Here is an 18,953-nt window from a genome sequence, read left to right as displayed (position 1 = left end):
CGGTTCGCGGACATCAGCGTCAGGCACTATGGCGGAGATGGGGCAGGCCCCTCACCGCCCCGGCATCCGGTAGCCCGCCTGGATCGCCTGCATGGCCGGCGGCATGTCGAAGCGCGGCTGCAGGCCGAGGAGCGGCGCGGACCTCGCGATCACCCGGCCGGCGGTCGGCGCGGCGTTGAAGCCGGCGGTGGCGAGGCCGTGGGTCTCCGGGATGCCGCGCGGCTCGTCGAGCATGACGAGCAGGAGGTAGCGCGGCTGGTCGGCGGGGAAGATGGCCATGAAGGAGTTGAGCTGCTTGTCCTTGGAATAGCGGCCGCCGATGACCTTCTCGGACGTGCCGGTCTTGCCGCCGACATAGAAGCCGTCGACCTCGGCGCGGCGACCCGACCCGCGTTCGGAATTGAGGCGCATCAGGAAGCGCATGGCCTGGGAGGTCTCGGGACGGATGACCTGGCGGGCGATGGCGTTGGCCTCGTCCGGCGTGCGGCGCAGGAAGGTCGGCTGGATGAGCCGGCCGCCGTTGACGAGGGCCGCCGTGCCCATGACCGCCTGCAGCGGGGCCACCGAAATGCCGTGGCCGAAGGAGACGGTGGCGGCGGTGATGTCGGCCCAGCGGCGCGGCACGAGCGGCGCCGTCGAGGGGCCGATCTCGGTGACGACCCGGTCGAACTGGCCGAGGCGGCGCAGGAATGACCGCTGGTGCTCGCCGCCGAGGGTGAGGGCCATGCGGCTGGTGCCGATGTTGGACGAATAGGTGAAGACCTCGGGCAGGGTCAGCACGCGGCGCTGGGCGTGGAAGTCCTTCACCTGGTGGCGGCCGACCGCCATGGGGAAACGGGCGTCGAGGGTGGAGTTGATGGTGAAGCGGCCGGAATCCAGCGCCATCGCGGTGGTGAGCGACTTCATCACCGAACCCATCTCGTAGACACCGGTGGTGATGCGGTTGGCGCGGTCGAAGCCGGCGGCGGTGGAGGGCCGGTTCGGGTCGTAGTCGGGGATCGAGGCGAGCGCCAGGATCTCGCCGGTATTGACGTCGACGATGACGCCGGCCGCCGCCTTGGCGCGGAACTTCTGGTGCGCCTGGACCAGTTCATCGCGCAGCACGTGCTGGACGCGCAGGTCGATGGAGAGCTGGACGGCCGCCTGATTGCGGTCGGTGACGAAACCGGCGCGGTGCAGTTCGGCGAGGCCCTGGTTGTCGATGTAGCGCTCGATGCCGCCGAGGCCCTGGTTGTCGACGTTGACCATGCCGAGCACGTGGGACAGCGTCGCCCCGTTGGGATAGGTGCGCTTGGCCTCGCGCAGGAAGCCGACGCCGGGAATACCGAGGCGGTGGATCTGGTCGCGCTGAGTCGGCGTGATCTCGCGGCGCAGCCAGACGAAGCCCTTGCCCGAACGCAGGCGCTCGCGCACCTCGCGCTGGTCGAGGTCCGGCAGGACGGCGGTGAGGAGCTCGGTCGCCTCGTCGACGTCGAAGCTGGCGGCGAGCTTCTTCGGCTCGGCATAGAGCGAGATGGCGCGCACGTCGGTGGCGAGCACCTCGCCGTTGCGGTCGAGGATGTCCGGGCGAGTGGAGGACACCGCCTCGGCGCTGCGCACGCCGGACTGGGCCGAGCGGTCGTAGCGCACGACGTAGAGGACGAGGCTGACGGCGATGACGCCATAGAGCGCGCCGAAGCCGAGCATGGCGAGGCGCACGCGCGACTTTGCCTTCTTCAGGCGTTCCGATTGCGGGCCGGCGAGCACCCAGGCGAGGGCATGGCGGGCACGCATCAGGAAGGACGGCCGAGGGGTCATCAGCGGCCTCCTGCCGGGCGGCGTTGCGGCAGCGGCATGCCGGGCACCGAACCGGTCACCACGGGATCGGCGCCGGAACCGAGGGCCTCCAGCATCGAGCCGATCGGATCGGGATCGACGAAGGGCTTGTCGGGCAGGCCCGCGAGATCGTGCAACTGGTTGATGGCCAGCGGCCGGAGCCGCAGATGCTTCTCGGCGAGGGCCTGCAGCCGGTCGGGGCTGTTGAGGTGCGCCCATTGCGCCTTGAGCTCGGCGATGGTCTCGCGTTCGCGCTTGATCTCGAGCTGCAGCTTCGCGACCTGCTCGGCATGGCGGGTCGCCTCGTATTTGATGCGATAGACATAGGCCGCCGCGACGATCAGGGCCGCCACCACGACGATGTTGAGGAGACGCATCATGGGCGGGTCCTCGGGCTCGCGGCGGTGCGCAGCGCGGCGCGCAGCTTGGCGGAGCGGGCGCGCGGATTGGCGCGGCTCTCGGCCTCGGAGGCGGCGACCGCCTTGCGCGTCAGCAGGGTGAATGTCGGCTCGGGCGGGCGGGCCGCCGGAATATGGCGCGAGCCGCCGGGGGCCTTGCCGGACCGCTCGACCAGGAACTGTTTGACGATGCGGTCCTCGAGCGAGTGGAAGGTGACGACCGCCAGGCGACCGCCGGGCTTCAGCACCCGCTCGGCGGCCTCCAGCGCCGCTTCGAGCTCGCCGAGTTCGTCGTTCACGGCGATGCGCAGCGCCTGAAAGGTGCGCGTCGCCGGATGGATGTCGCCGGGCTTGGAGCGCACGACGCGGGCGACGATGTCGGCGAGGCGGCGGGTGGTGAGGATCGGTTCGACCGCCCGCTCGCGGGCGATGGCCTTGGCGATGGGCCGCGACAGGCGCTCCTCGCCATAGGTGTAGATGAGATCGGCGAGGGCGGTTTCCTCGAGCCTGGCGACGAGATCGGCGGCGCTCTCGCCCTCGCTCGCCATGCGCATGTCGAGAGGACCGTCGAAGCGGAAGGAGAAGCCGCGCTCGGCCTCGTCGAGCTGCATGGACGAGACGCCGATGTCGAGGACGACGCCGTCGACGCCCGCGTGGCCGCATTCGGCGGCTATGGCGTCGAGACGGGCGAAGCGATCGTGGACGAGGGTGAGCCTGCCGGCGAAGGCGTCCACCATGGCGGTGCCGCCGGCGATGGCGGTGGGATCGCGGTCGATGGCGAGGATGCGGGTGTCGGCGGCGTCAAGCAGGGCGCGGCTGTAGCCGCCGGCGCCGAAGGTGCCGTCGATGATCACGTCGCCGTCGGCGGGAGAGAGGGCGGCCACGACCTCGGCCAGCAGCACGGGCACGTGCCGGGACATGTCGCCCGTGCCTCCCATGCCGCCTAGACCCGTCATGCCGATCCTCCCGCGCGCCGCGCCGACGGGGCGAGGCCGGCGGTCGGACGGGCGCCACCCCCACGCCGAGCGCGCGTGCGGGGCACGCGCCTCGGGCGTCGGAAACGGCTGCTCGCTCAGGACCGGCATGGCATCACGGGCGTCGGTGACGATCACGACCCGCGGGGCCTGTCCGCGGGCCTCGTGTCGTCAACGCCTCATTAACGCGGGCGGCCGTTAAGAAACGGTTTCCGGCAAGGATTTGGTGACCATGCCGGAGGCGTCAGGCGATGGGCTTGGCATGGACGCCGTCGAAGGTGGAGCGGATGGCGCGCGCCAGGAAGACGTAGGACCACCCCTGGAAGATCAGCTCCACGGCGAGAAAGGTGCCGAGCACCCAGGGCGCCGCCTGCGGCAGTTGCACGAAGATGAAGAGGCCGAGCAACAGCGAGATCATGCCCGAGGCCAGCACCCAGCCCCAGACGACGAGCGGGCGCATGTGGAAGGCGGTGACGATTCGCAGCAACCCCACCGCGACCAGCATGGCGGCGCAGACCAGCGTCAGGGCGACGACCGCCTGGAGCGGGTTGTAGAAGACGAGGACGCCGGTGGCGATGTAGAGCACGCCGATGGCGATCATCGCCAATCGGCTCTGCCAGCCCTCGCGGCGGAACGAATCGAAGAGCAGCACGCCGCCGGCGACCAGCATCATGGCGCCGAAGGACAGGGTGCTCACCACGGTGAAGAGGTTGGCCGCGACCAGCCCGAACAGACCGAGGGCGATGAGCGCGATGCCGGCGCCCATCAGCCAGCCCCAGTTGCGGCGCAGCGGCACGAGATGGGCGCCGAGCGAATGGCCCGTGCGGGCGGTTTCGGGGGTGGCGGGTCGGACGTCGGTCATGGCTCAGCCTCCAGCACTGCTCCAACACAATGCACCCGACGGGCCGCCGTTCCCTGCGGCGTCCGTATCAGGTCACCTCTGCCGCCGCTGCATGACGGGAAAATCGAAGCTGCGGCCGGGAAACGGCTCCTGCGCGAGCTGGAAGTGCCACCATTCCTTGGCATAGGCGCGGAAGCCGTGGCGCTGCATCAGCGAGGCCAGCATGGCGCGGTTGGCGGCGGCCTCGCGGCCGATGCCGGGGGCGCGGACATGGGCGCGCGGGTCGAAGCAGTCATAGGACGTGCCGAAATCGAGCACGCCGTCGTCGAGGCGCCGGCCGGCGGGCTCGGTGCATGCCCCGGCCGCGGCGCCGGCCACCGCGCCGGCGCGGGCGATGCCGAGGTCGACGGTGGAGCCGCGGGAATGGGTGGAGCGCGAGGAGAGATAGCCGTCGAGGGAGAGGCGGGCCTTGTCCACGGCGGGGTAGAAGACCGCCTTCATGCGCTGGTCGGCCGCATCGCGGGTCCAGGCCATCATGTCGGCGACGGCGCCCGACGGGCGATAGCAGTCCCAGACGACGAGGGTGAGGCCGCGCGGCGCGATCTCCGCCTGGGCCCGGGCCAGCGCCTCGGCGGCGCGGCGGGTGAGGATGCATTCGCCGGCCCCATAGAAGGCGACGGGTCGGCCGAGGAAGTTGCGCGCGCCGGCATAGCGGATGTCCTGGCGGACGGTGGGCGCGACGTCGGCGAGGTGGACGAAGCCCTCCGGCAGGCCGGGCTGCGCCGCCGCCGGCAGGGGTGCGATGAGGGCGGCGAGGAGGACGAGCGTGCGCATGGGGCGAGCCTCCCGCGGGGGGCGCGGTTTGGCAAGCCGGTCAGCGCGCGGCGAGGAGATCGCGCAGGGTGCGGAGGGTCGAGGCGTCGGCGACGCCGTCCACCTTCTCCTGCCGCCAGTGGCGCTGGAAGGCGGTGACCACGGCCTCGGTCGGCCCGTCGAAGACGCCGGTCACCTGAAGCCCGTAGCCGGCCATGGCGAAGAGCGCCTGCACCGCCTGGATCGGCGGGCCCTCTTCGCCGCGGCGATAGACCGGGCCGGGCTGCAGCGGGGCCGGCGGCACCCAGAGGCCGACGCCCTCCTCGGCGAGCCGCCCCCAGGGGAAGAGCTCGCCGGGATCCTGCTTGCGGCCCGGTGCGGTGTCGGAATGGGCGAGAACCCCGGCGGGAGCGATCTGCGGATGGCGCATGAGAATGTCGCGGGAGAGGTTCACAACCGCCGCGACCTGCTCCTCCGGGAAGGGCCGGTAGCCGAATTCGTGGCCGGGATTGACGATCTCGATGCCGATGGAGCGGGAATTGACGTCCTCCCTCCCCTGCCATGAGCCGGCCCCCGCATGCCAGGCGCGCCGGCCCTCGGCGACGCACTGGACGATCTCGCCGTCCTCGAACACCACGTAATGGGCCGAGACCCTCGGCGGGTTCGGGTCGCAGAGCCGGTGGAGCGCGGCCATGCCGTCCTGCATGCCGGTGTAGTGCATCATCAGGATGTCGACGGGGGCGCGGCGCTCGTCGTGGTTCGGCGAGGGTGCGAGGCCGTTCACCCAGGGCGAGTCGGGCCGTTCCAGCGGGCCGTCGTCGTGGTGATCGTGTTCGTGATCGTGGCCGCAGGCGCCGCTCATGCGAACCCCCTCGCCCGGCGCAGCACGTCATAGGCCTCGTTGATGGCGGCCATCTTGCCGGTGGCGATGACGACGAACTCGGCCGGCACGCCGCGGCCGATGAGGCGGTCGGGGTGATACTGCCGCACCAGGGCGCGCCAGGCCTGCTTGATCTCGCCGTCGGCGGCATCGGGCGCGAGGCCGAGGACGCGGTAGGGGTCGCGCGGGCCGGCGACGACGTGGCGCGCCTCGATGCGGGAGAAGGCCTGTTCCGGCAGGCCGAAAATGGCGGCGACCTCGGCGAGATAGGCGCGCTCGTCGGCGTGGACGGCGCCGTCGGCCGTGGCGATGCCGAAGAGGCCGTCGACCAAGTCCTCCAGCGTATCGGGCTTGTCCTTCAGGAGCTGGGCGAGCTGGCGGGCATAGGCGTCGAAGCCGGCCGTGCTCTGCTTGGCGAGGTCGAAGAGGCGGGAGACGTGAGCCTCGTCCTCCGGCGCCACCGACACGAGCCGGCGGAAGGCGGCGACCTCGTCGCGGGTCACCACGCCGTCGGCCTTGGCCATCTTGGCGGCGAGCGCGATGAGGCCGACGGTGAAGACCACCGATTGCAGGGGCGGGCCCTGCTCGGGAGCCAGAAGCCCCTCGTCGACGATGAAATGGCCGGCGAGTGCGCCCAGCAGCGCGCCGATCGGCCCGCCCAGCATGAAGCCCGCGGCGGCCCCCGCCAGTTTTCCCCAGATGGTCATGGGCGCTGTCTTAATCGGTTCACCGGCGTTCGGCAAAAGCGCGGCGGCGCAAGAGTCCCCTTGCGCCAGAACGCCGCAGCGGGCAAAGCCACGCGCGCGTCCTTCCCCAGAGGAATCATCCCATGTCCGGCCACGGCCATATCGACCCGTCGAACAAGAAGATCGCCCTCCTCATCGCCGTCCTCGCGCTCTTCCTGGCGCTCGCCGAGACGGCCGCCAAGAGCTCGCAGACCGATGCGCTCAACGCCAATGTGGAGGCTTCCAACCTCTGGGCCTTCTTCCAGGCGAAGACCATCCGCATGACGGCGGTGACCACCGCCGCCGAGGACATGACGATCACCCGCAACGCGGTGACCGACGAGGCGGCCAAGGCCGCCATGACCCGGCAGATCGAAACCTGGCAGGGCCGCGCCGCCCGCTGGGACAACGAGCCGGAGACCAACGAGGGCCGGCGCCAGCTCTCCGCCCGCGCCCAGGCGGCGGAGAAGAAGCGCGACGTCTCCTACAAGCGCTACCACGACTTCGAGATCTCGTCGGCGGCGTTCCAGATCGCCATCGTTCTTGCCTCCGCCGCGGTGGTGACGGGGGCCATGGCGCTGGCCTGGCTCGCCGGTGGCCTCGGCCTCGTCGGCATCGCCTTTTCCGCCATCGGTCTCCTGAAGCCCGGCCTCATCCACCTGTTCTGACCGGTCCAGCCCCATGAAGATGTCCGACATCCCCTTCGGCACGGTGGACTGGTCCACCGTCCAGCCCACCCGCCATGCCGGCGAGGTGGGCGAGGCCCTTTGGCGCACACGGCATTTCGGCCCCGAGGGCAACGCCATCCGCGTGCGCATGGTGGAGTACTCGGCCGGCTACGTGTCGGACCACTGGTGCTCCAAGGGCCACGTGCTCTTCTGCCTCGAGGGCGAGTTGGAGACGACGCTGGAGGACGGCCGGGTCTTCGTGCTGAAGCCGGGGATGAGTTATCAGGTGGCCGACGGTGCCGAGGCGCACCGGTCGCAGGCGCCGAAGGGCGCCAAGCTCTTCATCGTCGACTGAGAGGCCGGTTCAGCCGAGCCGGTCACCCTGGACGAAGGCATAGAGCGCGTGGTCGGTCCACGTGCCGTTGATGCACAGATATTGCCGGGCGAGCCCCTCGCGGGTGAAGCCGACGCGCTCCAGCAGGCCGACCGAGGCGGCGTTCTCAGGCACGCAGGCCGCCTCCATGCGGCGGAAGCCGAGAACGCCGAAGGCATAGGGAATGACCGCCCGGACGCCGGCGCTCATATAGCCCTGGCCAGCGAAGGACTCGCCCATCCAGTAGCCGAGCGAGATGGTCTGGGCGACGCCGCGGCGGACATTGGTCAGCGTCAGGCCGCCGACGAGGGCGCCGTCCTCCTTGCGGTGGAGGAAGAAGGCGTAGCCCTGGTCGTCGCGCCAGTCCTGCCGGTAGCGGGCGATGCGGCGGCGGAAGGCGGTGCGGGTGAGGTCGTCCGGCGGCCAGGCCGGCTCCCAGGGCACGAGGAAGCGGCGGCTCGCATCACGCAGCCGGGACCAGGCCTCGTAGTCGCCCATGTCGGGCAGGCGCAGCACCACCTTCGGCCCCACCACCGGCTCCGGCGCGGCATAGGCCAGCCCCACCGCCCGCAACAGGGAGAGGGGCCGACCTGCGGGAGACCGGCGGATGGGAGCCTTGGGCGTGGCGTTCATGTCGAGCGGAATTGTTCGGCCAGCTTCCGCACCTTGTCCAGCCCACGCTTGGGCCCGATGGCGGCAAAGGTCATGGGCGAGGAGCGCACCAGCCTTGCGCCGGCCGCGCGGGCATCCTCCACCGTGACCGCGTCGATCTTCGCCGCGATCTCCTCGAGATCGAGGGTGCGGCCGAAGACGAGCACCTGGCGGGCCATCTGGTCGGTGCGCGAGGACGAGCTTTCGAGGGCGCCGAGGAGGCCGACCTTCATCTGCGCCTTGGCGCGGCCCACCTCCGCCTCGCTCGCTCCCTCAACGGTGGCGTTGAGCACATCCATGGTGAGGTTGAAGAGGTCGACGGCGTCGGCCGGGTCGGTGCCGGCGGAAATGCCGAAGACGCCGGTGTCGTTGTAGGACCAGTGGAAGGAGTGGATCTCGTAGCAGAGCCCCCTGTCCTCCCGCACGTCCTGGAACAGGCGCGAGGACAGGCCGCCGCCGAGCAGGTTGTTGAAGACGCCGACGGCGTAGATGTCGGGGTCGCGGTAGCTCATGCCCTCGAAGCCGAAGACGAGATTGGTCTGTTCCAGCGGCCGGGCGATGGTGGTGGCCCCGCCGGCGTAGCGGGCGGCCTCGCAGGCGGGAGGCGCCTGCTGCGGCAGGGCCTCGAAGGCGCGGGCGACGGCGTCGACGACCCGGTCGTGGTCGACGGCGCCGGCCGCGGCCACCACCGCGCGCGGCGCGGCATAGGAGCGGTCCATATAGGCGCGCAGCTTGTCGGGTGTCGCGGCGCGGACCGCCTGGGGCGTGCCGAGGATGGTGCGCCCCAGCGGCTGGCCCGGATAGGCCTCGGCGATGAAATGATCCACCACGACGTCGTCGGGATCATCCTCGGCGGCGCCGATCTCCTGGACGATGACGTTCTTCTCCTTGACCAGTTCCTCCGGATGGAACTGGGGATCGGTGAGGATGTCGGAGAGGATGTCGATGGCGACGGGCAGGTCCTCGCCCAGCACTTTCGCGTAGTAGGAGGTGTTCTCCGAGGCGGTGGCGGCGTTGAGGTCGCCGCCGACCGCCTCGATCTCCTCGGCGAGGCCGCGCGGCGTGCGCTTCGTGGTGCCCTTGAAGGCCATGTGCTCCAGAAGATGGCTGATGCCGTGCTCGTCCGCCCGCTCGTCGCGGCCGCCGACGCCGAAGGTCACCTGGATCGAGGCGGTCTTCAGATGGGGCATGGCATCCGTCACGACCGTCAGGCCGGAGGGAAGCGTCGTCATTCGGGTGGTGGTCATCAGCGCCGGGGTCACTGCCGCCGGGGTCATCCCGCGGTCCTTGAGCCGGTGAACATAGTGACGCCCGGTCAGAACCGGAAGCCACCGGAGAGCATGATCCGCCGCGACAGGACCCAGTTCTCGGACCGCAGCGAGGCCTGGCCGACGGTTGTGGGCGTCACCCCCGTGCCGGTTCCCGTAACGGTGACCAGCGCCTGGCCGGCGAGGGTCTGCGTCAGGTTCTGCGACGGCGAGAAGACCGCCTCGAGCTCGCCGTCGAGCCGGATGAAGGCGCGGCCGAGGGGCACTTCCAGGCCGGCGCCGAAGACCGCGGCCGGCAGCCAGCGCGAGGTGCGGCTCGCCACCCGCCCGCCGGACGTGCACGAGACCGGAGGGCCGACCGTGCAGGACCTGGATCCGGTGGCGTCGAAATCGACCTGCTCCGAAAGCCGGGCCATGCCGAGGCCGGCCTTCACGAAGGGCATGAAGCCGGAAAAGGCATAGCCCCAGCGGCCGGTGACGGCGAGGCTGTTGTCGATGCTGGCGCGGTAGGTGCCGGAGGCCGTGTTGGTGTAGGGCGCGAGGCCGGGGATGGAGACGATGCTCGAGCCGCCGAGCCGGCCGGAACCCGCTTCGCGGCCGAGCCGCCCGCGGATCTCGATGCCGGAGATCCAGCCCTGCGGCCCGCCGAAATTCCAGCCGGCCATGGCATGGACGGTGAGGCCGGAGAGCCCCGCGGAGGTGCGGCAGCCCGACCCGCCGCCGAGCGAGACCGGCCCGAGATAGGGCACCCCCGCCCCCGGGCAGGCGAAGCCGTCGACGATGGTGAAGTCCCGGTGGGCGGCCGTGCCGTAGCCGAAGCCGCCGGCGACGTAGAAGCCGCCGAAGCCGCGGTTGGCGGCGGCGACCGCGTCGAAATCGGGAATGGCGGAATGGCGTACGTCCTGCGCCGCGGCGCCCGCGGCAGCAAGCACGGTTCCGAGCACGACGACGAGCCGCAAGGCGTGGCGAACCACGGCCATCTCCCCAACCTCTCGCGACCCGGATCATGTTTAACACGAGGTGGACGAGGGAGCGTGAAAACCGCCGATGAGGGTGGATGGTCCGTTAACGGTGAGGGTGGCGGGCGCTTCTCGGGAAGACCCCCCAACATCCGCGGCCACGGCATGGGCTCCACCTTCACCTCTCCCCGGCGGGGAGAGGTCGCCGAGCGTCAAGCGAGGCGGGTGAGGGGGAGAGAATCGACGAGGAGGACCAGATCCCCCTCACCCGGCCTTCGGCCGACCTCTCCCCGCCGGGGAGAGGTAAATGCGCGGCACCGTCATGCTTGCTGCGAGGCGACGCAGCGGCCGGAGCGGAAAGCAAAGGGCCTCCCCCCGCCTCACCCCCTGGGATCGACCGGCTTCACCGAACCGATGCCGAGGATGTCCTCCATGATCTTCGCGCCGGCCAGAACCCGGTCCTCGCCGTGGGGGCGGGCGGCGATCTGCAGGCCGATCGGGCGGCCGTCCTTCGTGAAGCCGCAGGGCAGCGACAGGGCGGGGCAGGAGACCGTCGTCAGCGCGTAAGCGATGGAGAGCCACTGCACGTAGTCCGGGAAGGTGAAGCCGTCGCATTCGGCGACATAGCGCTGCTCGACCGGATAGGCGGCGACGATGGTCGCCGGGGTGAGCAGGAGGTCATAGCGGTCGAAGAAGGCGAGGGTCCGGCGCAGCATGGTCTGGCGCTGGGCCTCGGCGCGGGTCAGCTCGTCCATGGTGAGCTTCAGGCCCTTCTCGATGTTCCAGATGACCTCCGGCTTCAGCTTGTCGCGGTGGGTCTTGAGGAGCTCGAACTTGGTGGTGGCGAAGGCATAGGCGCGCAGCGTGCCGAAGCACTCGTGCACTTCGGAGAAGTCGGGATGAGCCTCCTCGACGATGACGCCGGCCTCCTTGAAGCGCTTCGCCGCGGCTTCCGTGATGGCGCGCACCTCCGGGTCGACCGGGGTGATGCCGAGGTCCGGCGACCAGGCGACGCGCTTCGGCTTCCACGGCCCCTTGAGAATGGAGCGGAAGCTCTTCTTCGGGGCGGGCAGCGAGCGGGGGTCGCGGTGGTCGTCGCCGCTCATGGCGTCGAGCAGCAAAGCGAGGTCGGTGACCGTGCGGGCCATGGGGCCCTCGACGCCCAGCGTCGCGTCGATCTTGGTGCCGGGCGTGGCGGCGACGCGGCCCGGCGAGGGGCGCATGCCGACGATGCCGCAGAAGCTCGCGGGATTGCGCAAGCTGCCGCCCATGTCGGAGCCGTGGGCGAGCCAGGCCATGCCGGTGGCGAGCGCCACGGCGGCGCCGCCGGAGGAGCCGGCCGCCGACAGCTTGGTGTTGTAGGGGTTCACGGTGGCGCCGAAGACCTCGTTGAAGGTGTTGGCGCCGGCGCCGAATTCCGGCGTGTTGGACTTGGCGTAGATGACGCCGCCCTGGGCCTCGAGGTGCTCGACCAGGATGTTGGAGGCCTCCGGCACGAAGTCCTTGAAGATCGGGGACCCTTGCGTCGACAGCACGCCGGCGACGTCGGTGAGGTCCTTGATCGGCACGGGCATGCCCTGCAGGAGGCCCCTGCCCTCCTTCGGCTTCTTCATCAGCGCGCGGGCGTGCTTGCGGGCGCGGTCGAAGCACAGCGTCGGCAGGGCGTTGACCTTGCCGTCCACCGCCTTGATGCGCTTCTCCAGCGTGTCGAGCAGGTCGATCGGCGTCACCTCCCCCGCCTTCAAGAGCTTGACGATGTCGGTAGCGCTCTTCTCGATCAGCGACAGATCGGCGGCCATGGAATTCCCCTCGGGTCCTGGAATGCGGCGGGCACGGTGGCATTGCCGCACCCTCCGCCGCAAGCCGGGCCGGCTGCCGCGGCGTCATGCGCGGCGCGAATGGGTCGGCAGGCTGTGGGCTATGCCGGCCCGGCGCGACTGGGCTAAGAGGAGCGGAGCGCAACACCATCCGGGACGACAATGGCCGCCGAGGACCGCCACGCCGACGACCTTGCCGACGCCGAACCGCAAGTGCGGGTGCGCCATCTCAACAAGCGCGACCTCAACCGCACCTGGGAGTTCATCAAGGCGGTGTTCCGCGAGGTGAACCGCTCGACGGTGGAGTACCAGCGGCCGAAATCGAAGAAGCGCTTCCTCGAGGTCTTCGACGAGAAGGGCATCGAGCAATTGCTCTTCGTCATCCGCCTCGGCGGCAAGGAGCGGATCGTCGGCTATGCCGAATGCGCGCTGACCATCATCGGCACCGACAACTGGATGAACGAGCGCTATTTCCGCGCCCGCGACATGCGCCCGCTCTTCGTCGAGGAGCTGGCGGTGGACCCGGAGTTCCAGGGCCGCGGCCTCGGCACCTTCGTACTGGAGCAGCTCGAACATCTCGCCCGCCTGCGCGGCTGCACCCACTTGGTGCTGGAGGTGGCGGAGAACAACGACAACGCCCTGAAGTTCTACCGCGGCCGGTCCTTCACCAAGCTGGACGCCGCCATCTTCCTCGCCAAGAAGGTGGTGAGCGACCCTGAAATCCTGCCGCCGCGCCGGCTGAAGCGGCGCGACCCCAAGGCCCGGACGTCGGCGGGCGTGGTGGCGGTCACCGCCCCTTCCGAGCCCAAGGACATGCCGCCCGAAGGCTAGGTTTCGAATTGTAGCAGGGGCTGTCCTTTTGCGAGCCTGTCCTGCTTTGACAGGCCGCCCGCCGATCGGGTTCACTCCGCCATCCCCGCATCGGAGGCCGCCATGGCTTTGACCAACCTGCAGGTCCGCGACCTGGAAACCGTTCTTCACCCCTACACGAATCAGGCGACCATCCGGGACACGGGCACGCTGGTGCTGGAGCGGGCCAAGGGCATCTATGTCTACGACGTCGACGGCAAGCCCTATATCGAGGGCATGGCGGGGCTGTGGTGCACCGCGCTCGGCTACGGCAACGAGGAGCTCGCCGAGACCGCCTACGAGCAGATGAAGAAGCTCTCCTTCACCCATCTGTTCGGCGGAAAAAGCCACGACCCGGCCATCGAGCTCGCCGAGAAGCTGAAGGAGAAGGCGCCGGTGCCGATCTCCAAGGTGTTCTTCGTCTGCTCGGGCTCGGAGGCCAACGACAGCCAGATCAAGATGGTCTGGTACATGAACAATGCGCTGGGACGTCCGCAGAAGAAAAAGATCATCTCGCGGCTCAGGGCCTATCACGGCGTCACCATCGCCTCGGCCTCGCTGACCGGCCTGCCCGCCAACCACACCGATTTCGACCTGCCGATCTCCGGCATCCTGCACACGTCCTGCCCGCACTACTATCGCTTCGGGCTGGAGGGGGAGACCGAGGAGGAGTTCGCCAGCCGCTGCGCCCAGGATCTCGAGGACATGATCCTGCGCGAGGGGCCCGACACGGTCGCCGCCTTCATCGCCGAACCGGTGATGGGCGCCGGCGGCGTGATCGTGCCGCCGAAGGGCTATTTCGAGAAGATCATGGCGGTGTGCCGACGCTACGACGTCTACATGATCGCCGACGAGGTGATCTGCGGCTTCGGGCGCCTCGGCGAGTGGTTCGGCTCCTCGGTGCTGGGCTACAAGCCGGACGCCATCTCGGTCGCCAAGGCGCTGACCTCGGCCTACATGCCGGTGGGCGCGGTGATGATCCCCGAGGAGATGTACCAGGCGACCATCATCGAATCGAAGAAGACCGGCACATTCGGCCACGGCTTCACCTATTCCGGCCATCCGGTCGGCGCGGCGGTGGCGCTGAAGACCCTCGAAATCTACGAGCGCGATCGCATCATCGAGAAGGCGGCGGCCAAGGCGCCGCAGTTCCAGGCGCATCTGCAGGCGCTCGCCGACCACCCGCTGGTGGGCGAGGCGCGCGGCGTCGGCCTGGTCGGCGCGCTGGAGATGGTCGCGCACAAGCCGACGAAGAAGGCCTTCGAGGCCAAGGCCGGCCTCGGCGCCTATGCCACGGCGATCGCGCAGGAGGAAGGCCTGATCATCCGCAATCTCGGGGATTCGCTCGCCATCTGCCCGCCGCTGATCATCACGCCGGAGGAGATCGACGACCTCTTCGACCGCGTCGCGCGGACGCTCGACCGGACGCTCGACAAGGCGAAGGCGGAGGGCCTTCTCGGCGCCTGAGCGGCCCACCGCCGTGCCGTCAGGCCAGCCGTCACGGGCCTGACGCAAGGTTTGCTTCATTTCTGGGTCCGGTGGGGTTAGCCTGTCCGAACCCTCAACATGCCGATGAGTACCGATGGCCCGCGAACTCGATCCTTTCAAGGTCTCGTCCCCGCGGATCTTCCTGTTCCGCATGCTGGTGTTCCTGGCGCTGGTCGGCCTCGTCGTCTTCGTCCTGCAGCGCGAGGTGCAGGTGGCCTTCATGGCCAATCCCGGCCTCAACGGCGTCATCGTCGCGGTCGGCTTGATCGGCGTCATCCTGTCGTTCCGGCAGGTGATCCGCCTCTTCCGCGAGGCGCGCTGGGTCAACACCTTCCGCCTCGCCGATCCGGGCATAGCAGTCGAGAAGCCGCCGGTGCTGCTCGCGCCCATGGCGACCATGCTCGGCGCACGCAGCGGCCAGATGGCGATCTCCACGGTCACCATGCGATCGCTGCTCGATTCGCTCGCCACCCGCCTCGACGAGGGGCGCGAACTCGCCCGCTACCTCACCGGCCTTCTCGTCTTCCTCGGCCTTCTCGGCACGTTCTGGGGCCTGATCGAGACGGTGACCTCGGTCGGCCGCGTCATCAACAGCCTGTCCAACCAGGGCGAGCTCGGCACCATCTTCGAGGACATGAAGCGCGGCCTCGCCGAGCCGCTGGGCGGCATGGGCATCGCCTTCTCGTCCTCGCTCTTCGGCCTCGCCGGGTCGCTCGTCCTCGGCTTCCTCGACCTGCAGGCGAGCCAGGCGCAGAACCGCTTCTACACCGAGGTGGAAGACTGGCTGTCCTCGACCGTGCAGGACATGGCCGTCATCAGCCCCACCCAGGAGGGCGGCGCTCCGCAGGTGAGCGTCGCCGATCTCCAGCGCGCCTTCGACAGGCTGCGCGAGGCGCTGGGCGAGGGCTCGTCCAACCAGCGCGCCAGCGCCGCCATGGCCAATCTCGCCGAGGGCATCCAGGGCCTCGTCACTCATATGCGCTCCGAGCAGCAGGTGGTGCGTGACTGGATGCAGGCCCAGTCCGCCGACCAGAAGGAGCTGCGGCGCCTGCTCGAACAGATGCTGCGCGAGCGGGGACCGGTCTGATGGCCCTGTCGCGGTCGCGCCGCGGGGACCGCGGGATCGATTACTGGCCGGGGTTCGTCGACGCGCTGTCGACCTTCCTCCTGGCCATCATCTTCATGCTCTCGGTGTTCATGCTGGCGCAGTATTTCCTGTCGCGCGACATTGCCGGCAAGGACGACGCCATGCTGCGGCTGCAGCGGCAGATCGCCGAGCTCGGCGAGTTGCTGCAGCTCGAACGCGGCCAGCGGCAGACGCTGCAGGAGGGCCTCGCCGCCATCACCGCGACGCTCGGGACCTCGGACGCCGAACGGCGGCGCCTGCAGGGGCTCCTGGACGACGCGCAGGGCCAGGCGGGCGCCCAGGCGGGCCGGGCCACCTCACTGGAGCAGCAGCTCGCCCAGCAGCGCCAGACGGCCCAGGCGGCGCTCTCGCAGATCGAGCTCCTCAACCAGCAGATCACCGCGCTGCGCCGGCAGCTCGCCTCGCTCGAGGAGGCGCTGGGCGCCAGTGAAGCCCGCGACCGGGACGCCCAGAGCCGCATCACCGATCTCGGGCGCCGGCTGAACCTCGCCCTCGCGCAGCGCGTGCAGGAACTGTCGCGCTACCGCTCCGAGTTCTTCGGTCGTCTGCGCGAGATCCTCGCCGAGCGCTCGGACATCCGCGTCGTCGGCGACCGGTTTGTCTTCGGTTCGGAGGTGTTCTTCGGATCGAGCCAGGCCGAGCTGGAGCCCGGCGGCCGCGCGGAGCTCGACAAGCTCGCGGCGGCCATGATCCAGCTCGAGAAGGATATTCCGAGCGACATCCCCTGGGTGCTGCGGGTCGACGGCCACACCGACGCCCGGCCGATCCAGGGCGGCCGCTTCCGCTCCAACTGGGAACTGTCGGCCTCGCGCGCCATCGCCGTGGTGCAGTACCTCATCTCCAAGGGCATCCCGCCGCAGCGGCTGGTGGCAGCCGGCTTCGGCGAGTTCCAGCCCATCGACCAGGGCGAGGGCCCCGAGGCGCTCGCCCGCAACAGGCGCATCGAGCTGCGCCTGACGGACCGGTGACGGTCCGGATCGTCCCCTATCGTCCCACCCTCACGCCGGCGCTCGCCGACCTGTGGGTGGCGGCCTGGGGCCGCGCCTATCCGATCTACGACTTCGAGACGCGGCGGGGTTGGCTCCTCGACCGCATCGCGGTGATGGAGCGCGACGGTACGGCCATCCTCGTCGCCCTCGACGGCGAGGCCCCCGCCGGCTTCGTGACCGTGCACCCGGTCACGGGATGGATCGACCAGATGCTGGTCGGCATCGCCCACCAGGGCCGTGGTGTCGCCGATGCGCTGATGGCGGCCGCCAAGCAGGAGCGCCCCGCGGGTCTCACCCTGGACGTCAATGCCGACAATGCCCGCGCCATCGCCTTCTACCGGCGACAGGGCTTCGTGCGGACGGGCGGGCGCGTCAACGAGCAGGGCCGGCCCATCGACCTCATGGCGTGGACGCCGCCGCCCGCTCCACCGTCGCCTGGGTCTTGAACTGGAGTTCGGCGAGGCGCGCGTAGAGCCCGCCGGCCGCGGCGAGCGAGGCGTGGGTGCCCTGCTCGACGATGCGCCCCTGGTCCATGACGAGGATGCGGTCGCAGTCGAGCACGGTGGCGAGGCGGTGGGCGATGACGAGGGTGGTGCGGCCTGCCATCAGCCGCGACAGGGCCTCCTGCACCAGGGTCTCGCTCTCGGCGTCCAGCGCCGAGGTCGCCTCGTCCAGCAGCAGCAGCGGCGCGTCGCGCAGGATGGCGCGGGCGATGGCGATGCGCTGGCGCTGGCCGCCGGAGAGCGTCACGCCGCGCTCGCCGATGAGGCTGGCATAGCCCTCCGGCATGCGGGCGATGAACTCCTCGGCATGGGCCATGCGGGCGGCGGCCGCCACCTCCTCGTCCGTGGCGCCGGGACGGCCGTAGCGGATGTTCTCGGCGACCGACGCCGCGAAGATGGCGACGTCCTGCGGCACGAGGGCGATCCGCGAGCGCAGGGCGACGGGGTCGGCCTCGGCCACCGGCACGCCGTCGAAGCGCACGACGCCGCCCTGCGGGTCGTAGAAGCGCTGCACCAGGGCGAAGAGCGTCGACTTGCCGGAGCCGGAGGGGCCGACGATCGCCACGCGCTCGCCGGCCTTCACCGCGAAGGTGACGTCGTCGAGGATGCGCGTCTCCGGCCGCGTCGGATAGGCGAAGCGCACCGCGACGAAGGCGACCTCGCCGCGGGCGGGCTCGGGCAGCGTCAGGGGCTTCTCCGGCGCCTTGATGTCGGGAGTGACGGCGAGGATCTCTCCGAGCCGCTCGGCCGAGCCCGCCGCCTGGCTGATCTCGCTCCAGACCTCCGAGAGCTGCGACAGCGAGCTCGCCGCGAAGACGGCGTAGAGGACGAACTGCGACAGCCGGCCGCCGGTGATGGTGCCGGCCAGCACCTGCTGGGCGCCCGCCCAGAGCACGGCCACGACGCTGGCGAAGACGAGGAAGATGATGACGGCGGTGAGGACGGCGCGGGCGCGGTTGGCGCCGCGGGCGCCCTCATAGGCGTCCTCGGCCGCTTCAGAGAAGCGACGGGTCACCGTCGCCTCGGCGGTGAAGGCCTGCATGGTGCGCACCGCCTGGATGTTCTCGCTGGCATAGGCGGAGGCGGCGGCGAGGCGGTCCTGCGCCGCGCGCGAGCGGCGGCGGACGTTGCGGCCGAAGGCGACCAGCGGCAGGACGAGGAAGGGGATGGCGCCGACCACGTAGAGGGAGAGCTGCGGCGAGGTGATCACCATCATGGCGACGGCGCCGGCGAACATGATGATGTTGCGCAGCGCCATGGAGACGGAGACGCCGAGGGCGGACTTGAGCTGCGTGGTGTCGGCGGTGAGCCGCGAGACGAGTTCGCCGGTGCGCGCCGTATCGAAGAAGGAGGGGGACAGCGTCGCCAGATGGTTGAAGACGCTGGTGCGGATGTCGGCCACCACGCGCTCGCCGATGGTCGTGACCAGGTAGAAGCGGGCGGCGGAAGCCACCGCCAGGATGGCGGCGATGACCACCAGCATGCCGAAATACTGGGTGATCATGCCCTCGGCGGCGAAGCCGAAATCGATCATGCGGCGGATGGCGAGCGGCACGGCCAGCGTCGCCAGCGAGGCGACGAGCAGGGCGATGCCGGCGCCGGCCAGCATGCCGGGATGACGCAGCATGAACGGCAGGAACTGCAGCAGCGGGCGGAACTTCGGGCGGCGCGCCGGCACTGCGGCGGCGGGGCCTCCGCTCAGGGGATCGACCGTGGACATGAATGGCGGACTCGTCTTCCCGTTGCTGATGATGGAACCCAGGTCTTCGCTTGAAAAGACCGCCGAGTTCCTTTA

General features: G+C 70.1%; 19 protein-coding genes. 7 read left to right on the top strand and 12 right to left on the bottom strand.

Annotated features, from left to right (window positions below):
* Positions 1–51 precede the first annotated feature (51 nt).
* The 7 genes from C6569_RS00510 to C6569_RS00480 all read right to left on the bottom strand — a co-directional run bounded on the left by C6569_RS00510 (position 52) and on the right by C6569_RS00480 (position 6,428).
* Complete coding sequence (locus tag C6569_RS00510) at positions 52–1,797, bottom strand: peptidoglycan D,D-transpeptidase FtsI family protein (protein ID WP_106747012.1); 1,746 nt, start codon at positions 1,795–1,797, stop codon at positions 52–54.
* Complete coding sequence (gene ftsL / locus C6569_RS00505) at positions 1,797–2,195, bottom strand: cell division protein FtsL (protein ID WP_342750250.1); 399 nt, start codon at positions 2,193–2,195, stop codon at positions 1,797–1,799. The genes C6569_RS00510 and ftsL overlap by 1 nt, the downstream gene beginning before the upstream one ends.
* Complete coding sequence (gene rsmH, locus C6569_RS00500; RefSeq protein WP_106750814.1) at positions 2,192–3,133, bottom strand: 16S rRNA (cytosine(1402)-N(4))-methyltransferase RsmH; 942 nt, start codon at positions 3,131–3,133, stop codon at positions 2,192–2,194. The genes ftsL and rsmH overlap by 4 nt, the downstream gene beginning before the upstream one ends.
* A 298-nt stretch (positions 3,134–3,431) precedes the next feature.
* Complete coding sequence (locus C6569_RS00495; protein WP_106747011.1) at positions 3,432–4,049, bottom strand: HdeD family acid-resistance protein; 618 nt, start codon at positions 4,047–4,049, stop codon at positions 3,432–3,434.
* A 72-nt stretch (positions 4,050–4,121) separates the two neighbouring features.
* The gene (locus tag C6569_RS00490) at positions 4,122–4,862 is read right to left on the bottom strand and encodes a M15 family metallopeptidase (protein ID WP_106747010.1); all 741 of its coding nucleotides are present in this window, start codon (positions 4,860–4,862) and stop codon (positions 4,122–4,124) included.
* 40 nt (positions 4,863–4,902) lie between these two features.
* Positions 4,903–5,703, bottom strand: coding sequence for a peptidoglycan recognition protein family protein (locus tag C6569_RS00485; protein ID WP_106747009.1), 801 nt, complete (start codon positions 5,701–5,703; stop codon positions 4,903–4,905).
* The gene (locus C6569_RS00480; RefSeq protein WP_106747008.1) at positions 5,700–6,428 is read right to left on the bottom strand and encodes a TerB family tellurite resistance protein; all 729 of its coding nucleotides are present in this window, start codon (positions 6,426–6,428) and stop codon (positions 5,700–5,702) included. Before C6569_RS00480 ends, C6569_RS00485 begins: the two co-directional genes overlap by 4 nt.
* Before the next feature lie 122 nt (positions 6,429–6,550).
* Here C6569_RS00480 and C6569_RS00475 point away from each other — a divergent pair, with 122 nt between their 5' ends.
* Positions 6,551–7,114 carry a DUF4337 domain-containing protein gene (locus C6569_RS00475; protein ID WP_106747007.1) on the top strand — a complete coding sequence of 188 codons (564 nt, stop codon included), beginning with the start codon at positions 6,551–6,553 and terminating at the stop codon, positions 7,112–7,114.
* Between the two features lie 13 nt (positions 7,115–7,127).
* Entirely contained in the window at positions 7,128–7,469 is a 342-nt protein-coding gene (locus C6569_RS00470) for a DHCW motif cupin fold protein (protein WP_106747006.1), read from the top strand.
* Between the two features lie 9 nt (positions 7,470–7,478).
* Here the strand turns inward: C6569_RS00470 and C6569_RS00465 are convergent, their stop codons facing one another.
* From C6569_RS00465 to C6569_RS00450, 4 genes are all read right to left on the bottom strand, one after another.
* Complete coding sequence (locus C6569_RS00465) at positions 7,479–8,120, bottom strand: GNAT family N-acetyltransferase (RefSeq protein ID WP_106747005.1); 642 nt, start codon at positions 8,118–8,120, stop codon at positions 7,479–7,481.
* A complete protein-coding gene (locus C6569_RS00460) occupies positions 8,117–9,415 on the bottom strand; it encodes a M16 family metallopeptidase (RefSeq protein ID WP_245898193.1) in 1,299 nt (432 codons plus the stop codon). Before C6569_RS00460 ends, C6569_RS00465 begins: the two co-directional genes overlap by 4 nt.
* Positions 9,416–9,453: 38 nt before the next feature.
* Positions 9,454–10,380 (bottom strand): hypothetical protein, encoded by a 927-nt coding sequence (locus C6569_RS00455; RefSeq protein WP_146144693.1) that lies wholly within the window; start codon positions 10,378–10,380, stop codon positions 9,454–9,456.
* A 365-nt stretch (positions 10,381–10,745) separates the two neighbouring features.
* Positions 10,746–12,164 (bottom strand): amidase, encoded by a 1,419-nt coding sequence (locus tag C6569_RS00450; RefSeq protein ID WP_106747003.1) that lies wholly within the window; start codon positions 12,162–12,164, stop codon positions 10,746–10,748.
* A gap of 180 nt (positions 12,165–12,344) precedes the next feature.
* Between C6569_RS00450 and C6569_RS00445 the strand changes: the two genes are divergently transcribed.
* The 5 genes from C6569_RS00445 to C6569_RS00425 all read left to right on the top strand — a co-directional run bounded on the left by C6569_RS00445 (position 12,345) and on the right by C6569_RS00425 (position 17,101).
* Positions 12,345–13,013 carry a GNAT family N-acetyltransferase gene (locus tag C6569_RS00445; RefSeq protein ID WP_106747002.1) on the top strand — a complete coding sequence of 223 codons (669 nt, stop codon included), beginning with the start codon at positions 12,345–12,347 and terminating at the stop codon, positions 13,011–13,013.
* Positions 13,014–13,115: 102 nt separating this feature from the next.
* Complete coding sequence (locus tag C6569_RS00440) at positions 13,116–14,498, top strand: aspartate aminotransferase family protein (protein ID WP_106747001.1); 1,383 nt, start codon at positions 13,116–13,118, stop codon at positions 14,496–14,498.
* Positions 14,499–14,613: 115 nt separating this feature from the next.
* Entirely contained in the window at positions 14,614–15,606 is a 993-nt protein-coding gene (locus C6569_RS00435) for a flagellar motor protein MotA (protein WP_106747000.1), read from the top strand.
* The gene (locus C6569_RS00430; RefSeq protein WP_106746999.1) at positions 15,606–16,634 is read left to right on the top strand and encodes a peptidoglycan -binding protein; all 1,029 of its coding nucleotides are present in this window, start codon (positions 15,606–15,608) and stop codon (positions 16,632–16,634) included. Before C6569_RS00435 ends, C6569_RS00430 begins: the two co-directional genes overlap by 1 nt.
* Entirely contained in the window at positions 16,631–17,101 is a 471-nt protein-coding gene (locus tag C6569_RS00425; protein ID WP_106746998.1) for a GNAT family N-acetyltransferase, read from the top strand. The genes C6569_RS00430 and C6569_RS00425 overlap by 4 nt, the downstream gene beginning before the upstream one ends.
* On the opposite strand, the gene C6569_RS00420 is transcribed toward C6569_RS00425, so the two are convergent.
* The gene (locus C6569_RS00420; protein WP_106746997.1) at positions 17,055–18,878 is read right to left on the bottom strand and encodes an ABC transporter transmembrane domain-containing protein; all 1,824 of its coding nucleotides are present in this window, start codon (positions 18,876–18,878) and stop codon (positions 17,055–17,057) included. The genes C6569_RS00425 and C6569_RS00420 overlap by 47 nt on opposite strands.
* Positions 18,879–18,953 lie beyond the last annotated feature (75 nt).

This window comes from Phreatobacter cathodiphilus (genome assembly GCF_003008515.1).
GTDB lineage: Bacteria > Pseudomonadota > Alphaproteobacteria > Rhizobiales > Phreatobacteraceae > Phreatobacter > Phreatobacter cathodiphilus.
This window is presented reverse-complemented; position numbering and strand designations above follow the sequence as displayed.